Here is a 13,563-nt window from a genome sequence, read left to right on the forward strand (position 1 = left end):
CTCGCAACCCTGCGACGGGGCTGGTCCATCATTCCGACCGCGGGTCGCAATACTGCTCTGTCGACTATCAGGCACTGCTCCGAAAACGAGGCCTTCTTATCTCAATGAGCGGGCGCGGGAACTGCTATGACAACGCGATGGTCGAGACGTTCTTCAAGACCATCAAGTCGGAGCTGATCTGGCCGGTCGCGTGGCAGACACGCGCTCAGGCCGAAAACGCTGTCGCCAGATACATCAACGGGTTCTATAACCCCGTCAGGCGCCATTCGTCGCTCGGCTTCCAGAGCCCCATCGCCTTCGAGCGAAAGGCACGGGAAGTGAGCTAAACGCTCTCCACAAAAGCCGGGCAAGTCCAAGTTGCCTCAACTGCGGCGCAGCCCATTTCTGGCAAGCATCAGAAAATACGTGAGTTTTTGAATCCGTCTCGATTTGAGTGAAGGGCGGGTGGAAAGAGACGCGGGGCTTTGCGAGACCAATTTTAGGCCAACGGCCAGTCTCCACAAGTCGGGTGCTTTCCTTAAACCCCTTGAACCAAAAAGAAAAAAGGCCCGCGCTGGGGCCTCGTCTCGGATTCGCGATTGGTTTGTGGCGGAGGAGGTGGGATTCGAACCCACGGTACGCTTTCACGCACGCCGGTTTTCAAGACCGGTGCATTCGACCACTCTGCCACTCCTCCGGGGTCGGTGTCTCCTAATCGGCCTGTCGCGATTCGGCAAATGGGCAATTTACCGCTGTCCGAAACGGGCCCGGGGAAATTTGCCGATCCGCGCTCCTGCGCCTTTTCACATCTGGTTCGGCGGGCTAGAGTGCGCCGAAGAGCCCCGTCAAGGGGACGTACGCTCGCCGGGGAACCGGCTCGACAGGTGGGTGCGACCACACGCCGCCAGCAGGCAAGGACAGACGATCATGAAGACCCCTTCCCCCGTGATGCGCATCCCGCACCGCTCCATCTTCCTGACGGTCGGCGGCATGATGTCGCTTGCGGTGCTGTCGGGCTGCGGGGAGAACGGCTTTGCCCTGCCCGGGCGGACCGCCGCCGCGCAGACGGAGGAGTCCACCTCCACCCGGCTGGTGGAACGGGACGTCGAAGCTCCGGAGGTCTTTTCCGTCACCGAAGAGGGCCTCTGGGACGGGCGCCCCTCTCTCGGGGGGGTCTGGGTGGCGCATCCGGATGTGACCGATCCCGAACGGGTCATCATCCGCAATCAGGACAACGGCAAATTCGTGATCGGTGCCCTTTTCCGCCGTGAACGCGACCTGCCCGGCCCGAGGCTGCAGATCTCGTCTGACGCGGCGGCGGCACTCAATATTCTGGCGGGTGCACCCGCGCCGCTCAACGTCACGGCCCTGCGCCGGGCGGAAGCCGGCGATGAAGCCCCAGAGGCCGCGGACGCCAGCACACAAACCGCCCCTGCCGCCGAAACCTTGCCAGAGCCTTCGGACATCGCAGAGGCGACGCTGCCGCCCGCCACCNCCGCAGCGGCGGGCATTACCGCGGCCTCGGTTCCGGCCCCCCGCCCCGAACCTGCGGCACCGGCGCGCAAGTCGGGCGGGCTTGCCAAACCCTATGTGCAGATCGGCATTTTCAGCGTCGAAGCCAATGCCGAACGGGCCGCAAAGCAAATGCGCGGTGCCGGCATGCTGCCCACCGTCAAGCGGAGCGAGATCAACGGCAAGCCGTTCTGGCGCGTCGTGGTCGGCCCCGCCCCCTCGAAATCCGAACTCGATGCCCTGCTGAAAAAGATCAAGGGCGAAGGGTTCTCCGATGCCTATGCGGTGTCGAACTGACGTAACCCGAAGGAGGTCCTTCCGATGATCCGCCCCGTTGCTGCCCTGCTGGCGTTGATCCTGTACGCTCTGCCCGCACAGGCCTTCGAGACCCGCGCCACCGCGGCCTATGTGATCGACGTGACCAGCGGCACGGTTCTGCTGGCCAAGAACGCGGATCAGCCGCTGCCGCCCGCGTCCATGTCCAAGCTGATGACGCTGTACATGGCGTTCGAAGCGGTGGAACGGGGCAAGGCCAACGGCGGGCTCGACCTGACGGAGGAACTGCCCGTATCGCAGCACGCCATGTCCTACGGCGGCTCGACCATGTTCCTTGATACCACTGACCGGGTGACGGTGGAGGACCTGCTGCGCGGCATCATCGTGCTGTCGGGCAACGACGCATCCGCCGTCATCGCCGAAGCGCTGAGCCCGGACGGCACGGAGTACGGCTTTGCCCGCCTGATGACCCAGCGCGCCCAGCAGATGGGCATGACCAATTCGACCTTCACCAATTCCAATGGCTGGCCGGCCCCGGGGCATCTGATGTCTGTCCGTGATCTGGCGTTGCTGGCGCAGCGGATCATTCTGGATTTCCCGCAGTTCTACCCGATGTTCAAGGAGCAGGAGTTCGTCTTTGACGGTCGCGCGCCCCAGAACAAGAGCAACCGCAACCCGCTGCTGGGTCTGGGCATCGGTGCGGACGGGCTGAAGACCGGCCATACGATGGAGGCGGGATATGGCCTTGTCGGATCCGCCAAGCAGCAGCAGGGCGACCGGCGTGTGATCTTCGTGCTGTCGGGGCTGGATAGCGCCTCGGCCCGGGCCGAGGAAGCCGAAGCCATCGTGAACTGGGCCTTCCGGCAGTTCGCAGAACGCACCCTCGCCCCCGAAGGAACCCAGATCGCCGAAGCGCCGGTGGCCATGGGCTCCGCCCGCAAGGTCGGTCTGGTTCTGGAAGAGGACCTTACCGTTCTCGTGCCGACCATCACCGCAGGCCCCCTCAAGGCCGAAGTGGTCTTTGACGGCCCGCTCCGCGCGCCCTTCAGCAAGGGCGACAAGCTGGCCGAACTGGTGGTGACGCCCGAAGGCCTGCCCGAAACGCGCGTGCCCCTGCAGGCGAGCGAATCCGTGGGACCCTACGGTTTCGTCTCCCGGATCACCGCGGCGGCGCGGCACCTGCTGGTACGGCTGAATTCCGGCCCCGAGGATGCGGCGGCAGAGGGCGCTACGTGACGCCTGCCCGCGGGCTCTTCGTCAGCTTCGAAGGCATCGACGGTTCGGGAAAATCCACACAGGCCCGCCTGCTCGCGGATCATCTGCGCGCCGCCGGGCGCGACGTCGTGTTGACGCGCGAACCCGGCGGGAGCCCCGGGGCGGAGGAGATCCGCGCCCTTGTCCTGCAGGGCGCGCCGGATCGCTGGTCCGCCGAGACGGAGCTGTTGCTTTTCACCGCCGCCCGGCGCGACCACCTCGAACGGACGATCCAGCCCGCGCTCGACGCGGGCAAGGTGGTGATCTGCGACCGTTTCGCGGATTCGACGCGCATGTATCAGGGGCTGTCGCGCGGCGACCTGCGCGGTGCGGTCGACCAGCTTCATGCGCTGATGATCGGGGTGGAACCGGATCTGACGGTGCTCATCGACATGCAGCCCGATGCGGGGCTGGACAGGGCGCTGTCCCGCGCGGGCACCGAAGAACGTTTCGAAGGCTTCGGGGTGGATCTGCAGAACGCCATGCGCGCGGGTTTCCTGCAGCTGGCAAAGGAATTCCCCGAACGGTTCAGGGTTGTGGACGGGGCGGGCAGCCCGGCAGAGGTTCATGCCGCGATCCTCGCCGCCACCGGCTTCTGACCGCGGCGGTTCCCTCCCCCGCGAAACCTGATAGACCATCCCCATGACAGACGACCCTGCCCTCCCGGATCAGATCGAAGGCGCGCCGCACCCGCGCGATACCTCGGTACTGGTGGGGCAGCAAAGCGCGGAAGCGGCGTTTCTCAATGCGTTCAACGCGGGCAAGCTGCATCACGCATGGCTGCTCACCGGCCCCCGCGGCGTGGGCAAGGCCACGTTTGCCTGGCGCATCGCGCGGTTTCTGCTGGCCACGCCCGACCCGGATGTGGGCGGCATGTTCGCGCCGGAACCCGCTACCACGCTGGATGTCCCCGCCGATCATCCTGTCGCCCGCCGCATGGCCGCACGGAGCGAGTCGGGCCTCAAATCCATTACCCGCAGCGTGGACGAAAAGACCAAGCGCCTGCGCAAGCAGATCGTCATCGACGACGTGCGCAAGCTTGCCGGGTTCTTCCAGCTTTCCGCCGCCGAGGGCGGGCGCCGGGTGGTGATCATCGACGACGCGGACGAATTGAACCCCAATGCCGCCAACGCCCTTCTCAAGATGCTCGAAGAGCCGCCCGATCGCGCGGTCCTGCTGCTGATCAGCCACCGGCCTTCCGGCCTGCTGCCGACGATCCGATCGCGGTGCCGGGTGCTGCGTCTGCGCAGCCTTGCGGCGGATGAGATGGCACAGGCGCTCGCCCGGTTCGAACCGCCGCTCACCGGCGATGCGGCCGCCTTGGGTGAACTTTCCGGCGGCACCGTCGGCGGCGCACTTCGGCTGGCACTGCTGGGGGGGCGCGAAACCTACAGCGAGCTTGTCAGCCTGCTGGGCGGACTGCCCCATATGGACCGTGCGCGCGGCATCAAACTGGCCGAAGCCGTGGCGGCGCGCGGAAAGGAAGCGCAGCTTACCCTGCTTTTCGATCTGCTGGACCTGCTTCTGGTGCGGCTGGCACGCACCGGCAGCACCGGCCATCCGCCCGCGATCGAGGCTGCCCCGAACGAGGCCGCGATGCTGTCGCGCCTGTCCCCCACCCCGGCGCAGGGCCGGATATGGGCCGAGACGGCGCAGAAGGTATCGGCGCGTGCCCGGCACGGTCTGGCGGTCAACCTTGACCCTGCCGCGCTGGTCCTAGATACCCTGCAAAGACTGGCGCAAAGCGCCCCGAGCGACGCACCGAGGCGACAGGCATGACAGACACACCCGCCATCACCGACAGCCACTGCCATCTCGACTTTCCCGATTTCGACGGGGAGCTGAACGATATCCTGGCTCGGGCACAGGAAGCGGGCGTGACTCGTATGGTGACGATCTGCACCCGGCTCAGGAACGAACCCGCCGTCCGCGCCATCGCCGAGGCGCACGCCCCGGTCTTCTATGCCGCGGGCACCCATCCGATGTCCGCCGCCGAAGAGCCGATGGCTTCCGTCGAGGAACTCGTGACGCTCAGCCAGCATCCGAAGTTCGTCGGGATCGGTGAAACCGGGCTCGACTATCACTACACCGCCGACAGCGCCGAGGTGCAGCAACAGTCCATGCGTATCCATATCGCCGCCGCGCGCGAAACCGGCCTGCCGCTGATCATCCACGCCCGCGACGCGGATGAAGACATGGCGCGCATCCTGACGGAGGAACATCGCAACGGGGCCTATTCCTGCGTTATGCACTGTTTTTCCTCCGGCCCGGATCTGGCCCGTGCGGCGCTGGACCTCGGCTTTTACCTCAGCATGTCGGGCATCACCGCCTTTCCGAAATCGCAGGAACTGCGCGACATTTTCACTGCCGCCCCGCTCGACCGGATACTGGTCGAAACCGATGCGCCCTACCTCGCGCCGCCGCCCCGGCGCGGCAAGCGCAACGAACCGGCCTATACCGCCCATACCGCGCGCCGCGCGGCGGAAACCTTCGGTGTCGACTACCCCGATTTCGCCCGTGCCACGCAGGAAAACTTCGACCGGCTCTTTACCAAGGCCGCGCGTCACCGGGCCGCCGCGTGATGGCCGAAATGCGCGTCACCATACTTGGCTGCGGATCCTCCGGCGGCGTGCCCCGGCTGGGGGGCAACTGGGGGGCCTGCGATCCGGATGAGCCGCGCAACCACCGCCGCCGTTGTTCGCTGCTGGTGGAACGGGTGGATACCGGGGGCACCACCACCGTGCTGATCGACACCTCCCCCGACATGCGCGCGCAGCTTCTTGATGCAGGTGTAGGGCGGCTCGACGCGGTGCTCTATACCCATTCCCACGCGGACCATGTGCATGGGCTCGACGATCTGCGCATGATCGTGATCAACATGCGCGCCCGCCTGCCGGTCTGGGCCGACGCCCCGACCAAGGCGGCTTTGCTCGACCGGTTCGGCTATGCCTTCATCCGCCCAGAAGGGTCGATGTACCCGCCCATTCTCGACATGAATGATTTGCGCGACGAGGTGGAGATCGACGGCCCCGGCGGCAGCCTCCGCTTCACCGCCTTCGCCGTGCCCCATGGCGGGATCGACGCGCTCGGCTTTCGTTTCAATGATGTGGCCTATCTGCCGGATGTCTCCGCCCTGCCCGACAGCGCGTGGCCCCACTTGGAAAACCTGCGCTGCTGGATCGTGGACGCCCTGCGCCGCGATCCGCATCCGACCCACAGCCACCTGTCGCAAACGCTGGAGTGGATCGAACGCGCCGCCCCCCGGACCGCCGTGCTGACGAACATGCACAACGATCTCGACTACCGGACGCTGGTCGCCGAGGTTCCCGCCCATGTCCGGCCCGCCTACGACGGGCTGACGCTCAGCTTTCCCGCGGCCTGATCTTCTCATGATTGCAAATACTTCACGGGGGCGCGGGGGTGTGAAACCCCCGCTGTGTCCGTTGGACCACCCGGGGAGCTGACGGTTGCAGACGCTGCTTGATGTCATCCTGCCGGTCTTTCTGGTCATCGGCTTTGGCTATGTCGCGGTCTGGCGCGGGCTCTTTCCCGTCAGCGGGATCGACGGGGTGATGAAGTTCACCCAGAATTTTGCCATTCCCTGCCTGCTCTTTCAGGCGATTGCGCGGCTCGACCTGTCCGCCTCCTTCGACCCGCGGCTGATGTTCAGCTTCTACGCGGGGGCGGCGATCTCCTTCGTGCTCGGCATCTTCGGCGCGCGGCTCTTCTTCGGCCGCGACTGGGAAGACTGCGTGGCCATCGGCTTTTGCTGCCTTTTCAGCAATTCGATCCTGCTGGGCCTGCCGATCACCGAACGCGCCTATGGCAGCGCGGCGCTGGCGGGCAATTACGCCATCATCGCCTTCCATGCCGCCTTTTGCTACGGGCTGGGGATCACGGTCATGGAATTCGTGCGCAATCGCGGGCAAAGCGGGCTGTTGCTGCTGCGCTCCGTCAGCGTGGCCATGTTCCGCAATGCGCTGGTCATCGGCATCCTCGCCGGTTTCGCGGTGAACCTTTCGGGCCTGCCGATACCGGGCGTGGTGGATGACGCGCTGTCGCTCATCGTGCAGGCGGCCCTGCCCGCGGCTCTCTTCGCGCTGGGGGGTGTTCTGCTGCAATACCGGCCCGAAGGCGATCTGAAGACCATCGCCATGGTCTGCGCTATCGCCCTGCTGGTGCACCCCGGTCTGGTCTGGGGGTTCGGCACTGCGCTGGACCTGCCGCGCGATCCGTTCCGCTCCGGCGTGCTGACGGCGGCGATGGCGCCGGGGTTCAACGCCTATATCTTCGCGGACATGTACGGACGCGCCAAACGGGTGGCGGCCTCTTCCGTTCTGATCGCCACCGGCAGTTCGATCCTGAGCGTGTGGTTCTGGCTGCACCTGCTGCCCTGAGCGACCCGCCCGCTCAGCGCCCCATCAACCCGGGCAGCCATGTGCCGATGGCCGGATAGGCCACGATAAGCCCCAGCACCAGCAGCTTGATCAGCAGAAAGGGGCTCACCGCGGCATAGATCTGGCGCATCCCGATCTGCGGCGGGGCCACCCCGCGCATCACGAAAAGCAGCAGCCCGAAGGGCGGGGTCAGCAATCCGATCTCCATCGTCAGCAGATAGACGACGCCCAGCACCAGATCGTTGATCTGCATCGCATCCGCCAGCGGCACGAAGACCGGCACCGTCACCATCAGCATGGAGACCTGGTCGATGAAACAGCCAAGGAACAGCAGGATGGCGATCATGCCCAGCAGCACCATCAGCGGCGTAGGATCGAAGGCACCGATGGCCCGGATCAACCCGCCCGTCGCGCCGGAGAAGGACAGCACCTGCGCGAAGGTCTGGCTGGCAGCAATGATGAACAGGATCATCACCGACAGCTTCAGGGTTTCCATCAGGGCCGCCCCCAGCCGGGCAAGGCTGAGCGAGCGATAGGCCGCCCCCACCGCCACCGCCGTCAGGCTGCCGAGGGCCGCGCTTTCCGTCGGTGTCGCGATGCCCAGCAGAAGCGACCCGATCACCACGGCGAAAAGCACCGACAGGGGCAGTACGTAGATGCAGAACGGTCTCCAGCGTTCGCGCAGCGTCATCCGCGGCAGATCCTCCGGCGGGGCGACCGACGGGTCGAGCAGACTGCGCCCCACCACGTAGGCCACGAAGAGCAACGCCAGCAGCAGCGCGGGCATCACCCCCGCGATCAGCAGCCCGGATATGGAAATCCCCGCAAGCGAGCCCACCAGCACCGCCAGCGCCGAGGGGGGGATCAGCATGGCGATGGCCCCCGACGCCATGATCGGCCCCATCGCCATGGAGGGATGGTACCCGCGCTTCAGCATCCCCGGCAGCAGGGTGGAGCCCAGCATGGCGGTATTGGCGATGGTCGATCCCGACAGCGCCGCGAAGATCGTCCCGCCAAAGATCGTGACGACCGACATCCGCCCCGGCAGGCGCGTCACCACGCGTTCGATGGCATCGATGGCACGGTGCGCCACCCCGGTCTGGAACAGGATCTCGCCCATCAGGATGAACAGCGGGATCGGGGCGAGCTGAAAATTCGCCACCGACTGCGCGGCGTTGCGGGCAAGTTGCAGGATGCCCCGCTCGCCCCCCAGCACCTCGAAGGCACCGATGGTCGTGACCGCCAGAAAAGCAAATGCCACCGGCAGCCCCATGAGCAAAAGCGCCCCGAGCCCACCCAGCATCAAGGCAAGGGTCGTGACCCACTCCATCAGAGACCGCTTTGCGACGGCTGGCTATCAACCGGGCGCCAGAACCGGCGCAGAAAGACCACCGCGCAGAGCCCCATGCAGAGCGGCAGAAAGACCAGCGTGATCCATTCGGGGAGCGTGAAAGACGTGCGGATCACCGCCCCCCGCGTGATCGAGGACCAGAGCGCCAGCGTGCCGTACCAGCCCAGCACCGCCGCTGTCACCGCGCCGATCAGCGCGGTGATGCGGCCCAGAAGACGCCTGCCCCCGTCCGGCAGCCCCGCCGTCACCAGATCAACCTTCACATGCGCATCCTGCGCCAGCACCCAGGGGGCCGCCATGAAGGTCGCGGCCATGATCGTGTATTGGATCGCATCAAGCGCACCATAAAGAACAGGCAGCCCCAGATTGCGCAGTGCCACGTTGATCGCGATGACCACCGCGATTGCCGCGAAAAGGCCCGCCGCAATGACGGCGAGCCCCCAGAGAAATGCGTCGAATGCCCGGTTCATGCGGTCAGTTCGTCAGGCAGGCGCGCAGCTCCTTGGCGAGCGGCGCGTCGATCTCCTCCACCGCGGCCCAACCGGCATCGCGCGCCGTGTTGAGCCATGTCTCCGCATCCGCGCCCTCGAAGGTGATCGTCTCGATCCCTGCGGCGGCCTGCTTTTCATATTCGGCCGCGTTGATCTCCGCGTTCTTGGCGTTGAGCTCCTCCGCCCATGCGGCGCCTTCCTCCAGCTTGGCGCGCTGCTCATCCGTCAGCCCGTTCCAGACATCCAGATTGACGAGGAAGTTCACATCCACGTTGTAGAACGACGGATCGACCCGGTACTTCGTCTGCTCATCCCAGCCGAGGTCCAGAATCCCCTGCCCCGGCCAGCCGTAGCCGTCGATGGTGCCGCGTTCGAGGGCGGAATAGACCTCCCCCGGGGCGGTCCGCACGAGGTTCGCGCCCAGTTCGGCGAACATGGCCCGGTAGACGGGCGTGGTGCGGATGGTGAGCCCCGAAAGGTCGGGCGAGGTGATGGGCTTCGTCAGGTAGAGGTGAAAGCCCATGCCGTCGCCCGCGTGTGCGAGGTATTTCACGTTCATCTGCTCGCGGTGCACCCGGTCGAGCACGTCGTAGCAGCCGTTTTCCCGCTGTTCCTGAATGGTGTTCTCGGCCAGATGCATGGCATCCCCGGTGGGCACCAGCGTCGGATAGAAGGCCGAAGTGACATTGGCGATATCCACCACCCCCGTGGAGACCGCATTGCCCAGCTCGAACGGCGGCACCGCTTCGGGCCCCCCGATCAGATTGATCTGCACGACCCCCTTGCCGTTCTCGTTGACCCAATCGACGAAGGATTCAAATTCACGGCTGAAAGTGGTACCCAGCGCAAAGGCCGAAACCCCGCGCAGCGTCACCTCTTCGGCATGGGCGGCCTGCACCGCGATGGTGGATAAAAGCGCTCCGGCGCAGAATGTCCTGAAGTTCATTTCCGTCTCCCCCCGAAAAAGAATTTATATGTATCTGCATACAATCCGTAGGCAGGGGGAGGAACTGCGTCAATCTGGCATGGGGATACATGCATTATATTGCATGTTATTGGAGGGATGGTTGGAGGGGAGTGCGCGTATAGGTAGTATGATGCCGGTTGTCAGGGAAGTGTTCGCAGGAAATAAGGTTGGGGCAGATAATTTGTGGACACCAAGCGCGGAACCTCAAACCACAACTAGTTTGCATAAATTATTTTTCTTGGAACAAAACATATGCCGTGCCAGACTCTCTTACTGTCGTTAGTTTATATTGTGTTCAATCATGAAGCCAAAAAAGAATCTTGTCCGTGATGCAAAGACATTACACCATAAAAGCATAAGTTCTTTAAAATTTTCTATGTCAGCCTTTAATTCTTATGAAGAAGAAGGTCGGCTAACGCGCGTCTTACTTCACGCCCAACATTCCACGGAAATGCTTTTGAAGTGCGTCCTTGCACAAAATAAAGAAAAGGTTTTCGATGATAAAAGCGGACTTTCTCTTTCGTTTGAGAAATGTCTAAACTTATGTACTTCAAAATATAGCCTGACCAGCGGTGAAGCGGGATCTTTTCGGGCCATCGATGCCCTGAGGGATGAGGAACAACATTGGTTTATTGTCATTGACGAAGCATTACTCTTTCTTCAGATGCGTGCGCTCGTTACAGCTTACGATGAATTTCAAAAACGATCCTTATGCCTGTCTTTAAGCGACCTAATCCCGGATCGAGTGCTTCCAGTCTCTACAAAGTTGCCAGGTGATTTTGATCTTCTTGTGGACAAAGAGTACGAGAAGGTTTCGAAGTTGCTCCGTCCCGGAAAACGACGACGCGATGAGGCTCGGGCACGTATTCGGTCGATGCTCGCTATGGAAGCGCTCGTTACAGACGAAGTGAGCACATCGAAAAAAGACGTTGATCGAATCGAAAAAGCAATAAAGGGGGGTGATGAATTTTCCGCAGTGTTTCCACGTTTGAGCACGATAAATACGTCTCAGGCTGGAGAAGGGCCGACACTCAAGGTTCACTTTACGAAACGCGAAGGAGCCGCGGTTCATTTTGTGGCTGGTGATGAGCCCGGTGGCGCGGCCGCCGTTCGAGAAATTGATCTACAAAAAAAGTATTGGATAGGCGCAAAGAAGCTGGCGGAGACCGTCGGTCTCACGCCCCCTCGGGCACTCGCACTGCGAAGGGAGTTGAACATCGATAAAGACGAGTCATGTTCTCACACTTTTTCTTTTGGTAAATCAAAGCACGTGCAGTTCTCGGACAATGCTAGTCGCAAAATGAAGGAAGCCTTGGCGCAAGGCATTGACATGGAAGATGTTTGGGCCCGAAATCGTCCATAATACTTCGCATTAGCTTTGTTTTTTTGAAACCCTACGATTGGCGCCATCTCGGACCGTCTCACTCCCTATGTGAAGAAAAACCGCCTTAGAGCAGACAAAATATTGAAGGTACTTGAGGCGGGAAGTTCGCAGGGGGCAGGAAAAGCACCCTTCCTACCTGCGCCCGAACCGAATTTCCCCACACATAGGTGGAGTTGTCGCTTCAAATGGTGCGGGTGAAGGGACTCGAACCCCCACGCCAAAGGCGCCAGAACCTAAATCTGGTGCGTCTACCAATTCCGCCACACCCGCACGAACCCTCAGGGCTCGACGCGGTGCTACCAAACCACGCGCCCGCTGGCGAGAGCAAAAAATGCGGGACATTAAGCGGATGTTGTCCTATTCTGGCCACAACCTGAGGCAGGTTGACAAGGAAAGAGACGCCCATGAAACCGAAAACGGTCGGGCGCGTAGGCGGGCAGGATCCGCACACGGGCCAGTATTCGCCCTATGCCGTTCTGGATACAGGATTGGTACAGGGTGCCATGTTGCTCACTCTCGACGGGGAAATTCCGGTGGAATTCCTGTCGGTGGGCGACAAACTCATCACCCGCGACACCGGCATGTCGCGCGTGCTTCACATCCAGCGCAGCACACGCAAGATACGGATGATCGGCCTCGCCGCCGGATCGCTCGGGCATAACCGGCCCGAACGGGACGCGCGGCTTGCGGGCGACCAGATGGTGCTGATCCGCGATTGGCGGGCAAAGGCGCTGTTCCAGATGGAACGCGCGCTTGTCGCGGCCCGCTCGCTCATCGACGGTGAGTTCGTCACCGATCTGGGCGAGGTCGAGGCGACGCTGTACCAGATCTTCTGCGACGGGCCGCATATCCTTTACGCCGATGGGTTGGAGCTTGGCACCGCCGACGCCGCCCGGGCGCGTGGGGCGGTGCTCCACGCCGCCTAAAGCGGCAGGGCCCGCAACGCCGCCGGCAACAGGTCCGGCAGGTCTTCGGCGATCAGCCCGGGCCCGAAGCTGAGCGCCGCGTCCACATGGATGATCGCCGCCGCCTGTGCTGCGTCGAAAGGCGACAGCCCCCGCGCCATCAGGCCCGCGGCGATCCCGGTCAGCACATCCCCTGCCCCCGCAGTCCCCAGCCAGGGGGCGGATCTGCTGTAGGCCGAAGAAGCGATGGCAGCGGCCCCGTCCGGCGAAGCAATCACCGTGTCGGGCCCCTTGAGCAGCACTGTCGCACCGCAACTCGCCGCCGCCTTTCGCACCGCATCCACCTTGGAAAACCCGTCCCGCTGCTTCATCCGCTCGGAAATATCCGGGAAGAGCCGCGCGAATTCGCCCCCATGCGGGGTGAGCAGGCAACCTTGATGCAGCGCCTGCCTGTCCTCCGCGCTGCGGGACAGCAGGGTCAGTGCATCGGCGTCCAGAACGGTCGCCCGCCGCGCGGCTAGGGCCGCGCCCAGAAGCGCCGCCTCACGCTCCCCCAGCCCCATGCCGGGGCCAAGGGCCAGCGCGGCAATGCGGTCGTCCTTCTCCAGCATATGGCTGAGGGCCTCGGCGTCGGGGATACGCGCAAGCATCACCGCATCAAGCTGCGCGGCGTTTTCGATCACCGCCGCCGGGGGCACGCCAAGGGTGACAAGCCCCGCCCCGATCCGCAGCGCCGCCCGGGCCGACATACGTGCCGCACCGCCCTTTCCCACGCCACCAGACAGCACCAGCGCGGCGCCATGGTCGTATTTATGGCCCGGCGCCTTGCGCAGAACCCGGGCCAGATCCGCCCGTTCGCGGGCGGGATGAAAATCCGTTTTGTCGTATGGGGGGTGAAGGTGCAGGCTATCCCCAGCCTCATCGTGGAAAGGCCCGAGGCCGATATCGATCACCTCGAGCGCACCGCAGGTCGCGGGGCCCTCCGCAAGGAAGTGGCCCGGCTTCGGGCAGTGGAACGTCAATGTCAGATCGGCCCGCACCACCGGC

The 13,563-nt window shown here is 63.7% G+C and carries 14 protein-coding genes and 2 tRNA genes; 10 read left to right on the top strand and 6 right to left on the bottom strand.

Features of this window, described 5'->3' with window-relative positions; translation table 11 throughout:
• Positions 1 to 326 (top strand): integrase core domain-containing protein (locus tag A3728_RS13680; RefSeq protein ID WP_150120801.1); only part of this gene is annotated, 326 nt, incomplete at its 5' end.
• A 260-nt stretch (positions 327 to 586) separates the two neighbouring features.
• Here the strand turns inward: A3728_RS13680 and A3728_RS13685 are convergent.
• Positions 587 to 676 (bottom strand) — tRNA-Ser (locus A3728_RS13685).
• A gap of 296 nt (positions 677 to 972) precedes the next feature.
• On the opposite strand from A3728_RS13685, the gene A3728_RS13690 reads away from it, so the two are divergent.
• From A3728_RS13690 to A3728_RS13720, 7 genes are all read left to right on the top strand, one after another.
• The gene (locus tag A3728_RS13690; protein WP_443069433.1) at positions 973 to 1,788 is read left to right on the top strand and encodes an SPOR domain-containing protein; all 816 of its coding nucleotides are present in this window, start codon (positions 973 to 975) and stop codon (positions 1,786 to 1,788) included.
• Positions 1,789 to 1,812: 24 nt separating this feature from the next.
• Positions 1,813 to 3,003 (top strand): D-alanyl-D-alanine carboxypeptidase family protein, encoded by a 1,191-nt coding sequence (locus A3728_RS13695; protein ID WP_067924741.1) that lies wholly within the window; start codon positions 1,813 to 1,815, stop codon positions 3,001 to 3,003.
• On the top strand, positions 3,000 to 3,620 hold the full coding sequence (tmk, locus tag A3728_RS13700; RefSeq protein ID WP_067924744.1) for a dTMP kinase: 621 nt from the start codon (positions 3,000 to 3,002) through the stop codon (positions 3,618 to 3,620). The genes A3728_RS13695 and tmk overlap by 4 nt, the downstream gene beginning before the upstream one ends.
• A 43-nt stretch (positions 3,621 to 3,663) precedes the next feature.
• On the top strand, positions 3,664 to 4,800 hold the full coding sequence (locus A3728_RS13705) for a DNA polymerase III subunit delta' (protein WP_067924747.1): 1,137 nt from the start codon (positions 3,664 to 3,666) through the stop codon (positions 4,798 to 4,800).
• Positions 4,797 to 5,603, top strand: a complete 807-nt coding sequence (locus A3728_RS13710) for a TatD family hydrolase (RefSeq protein ID WP_067924750.1) — start codon at positions 4,797 to 4,799, stop codon at positions 5,601 to 5,603. Before A3728_RS13705 ends, A3728_RS13710 begins: the two co-directional genes overlap by 4 nt.
• On the top strand, positions 5,603 to 6,403 hold the full coding sequence (locus tag A3728_RS13715) for an MBL fold metallo-hydrolase (RefSeq protein WP_067924753.1): 801 nt from the start codon (positions 5,603 to 5,605) through the stop codon (positions 6,401 to 6,403). Before A3728_RS13710 ends, A3728_RS13715 begins: the two co-directional genes overlap by 1 nt.
• 85 nt (positions 6,404 to 6,488) lie before the next feature.
• Positions 6,489 to 7,418, top strand: a complete 930-nt coding sequence (locus tag A3728_RS13720) for an AEC family transporter (RefSeq protein ID WP_067924760.1) — start codon at positions 6,489 to 6,491, stop codon at positions 7,416 to 7,418.
• Positions 7,419 to 7,431: 13 nt separating this feature from the next.
• Here A3728_RS13720 and A3728_RS13725 read toward each other — a convergent pair whose 3' ends face one another.
• The 3 genes from A3728_RS13725 to dctP are packed head-to-tail and all read right to left on the bottom strand — an operon-like array spanning position 7,432 to position 10,206.
• Positions 7,432 to 8,748, bottom strand: a complete 1,317-nt coding sequence (locus tag A3728_RS13725; RefSeq protein ID WP_067924762.1) for a TRAP transporter large permease — start codon at positions 8,746 to 8,748, stop codon at positions 7,432 to 7,434.
• Positions 8,748 to 9,239: a TRAP transporter small permease gene (locus A3728_RS13730; RefSeq protein WP_067924764.1), complete on the bottom strand. Its 492-nt coding sequence runs from the start codon at positions 9,237 to 9,239 to the stop codon at positions 8,748 to 8,750. Before A3728_RS13730 ends, A3728_RS13725 begins: the two co-directional genes overlap by 1 nt.
• A gap of 4 nt (positions 9,240 to 9,243) precedes the next feature.
• Positions 9,244 to 10,206, bottom strand: coding sequence for a TRAP transporter substrate-binding protein DctP (gene dctP / locus A3728_RS13735; protein ID WP_067924767.1), 963 nt, complete (start codon positions 10,204 to 10,206; stop codon positions 9,244 to 9,246).
• A 322-nt stretch (positions 10,207 to 10,528) separates the two neighbouring features.
• Here dctP and A3728_RS22385 point away from each other — a divergent pair, with 322 nt between their 5' ends.
• The gene (locus A3728_RS22385) at positions 10,529 to 11,590 is read left to right on the top strand and encodes a hypothetical protein (RefSeq protein ID WP_067951218.1); all 1,062 of its coding nucleotides are present in this window, start codon (positions 10,529 to 10,531) and stop codon (positions 11,588 to 11,590) included.
• 207 nt (positions 11,591 to 11,797) lie between these two features.
• Here A3728_RS22385 and A3728_RS13740 read toward each other — a convergent pair.
• Positions 11,798 to 11,881: transfer RNA gene (locus A3728_RS13740), tRNA-Leu, on the bottom strand.
• 134 nt (positions 11,882 to 12,015) lie between these two features.
• Between A3728_RS13740 and A3728_RS13745 the strand changes: the two genes are divergently transcribed.
• Positions 12,016 to 12,537: a Hint domain-containing protein gene (locus A3728_RS13745; RefSeq protein WP_067924770.1), complete on the top strand. Its 522-nt coding sequence runs from the start codon at positions 12,016 to 12,018 to the stop codon at positions 12,535 to 12,537.
• Here the strand turns inward: A3728_RS13745 and A3728_RS13750 are convergent.
• Positions 12,534 to 13,563, bottom strand: a 1,030-nt coding sequence (locus A3728_RS13750; RefSeq protein WP_150120802.1) for an NAD(P)H-hydrate dehydratase, incomplete at its 5' end; no start/stop codon positions are given. The genes A3728_RS13745 and A3728_RS13750 overlap by 4 nt on opposite strands.

The organism is Sulfitobacter sp. HI0040 (assembly GCF_001634885.1).
Lineage (GTDB): Bacteria > Pseudomonadota > Alphaproteobacteria > Rhodobacterales > Rhodobacteraceae > Sulfitobacter.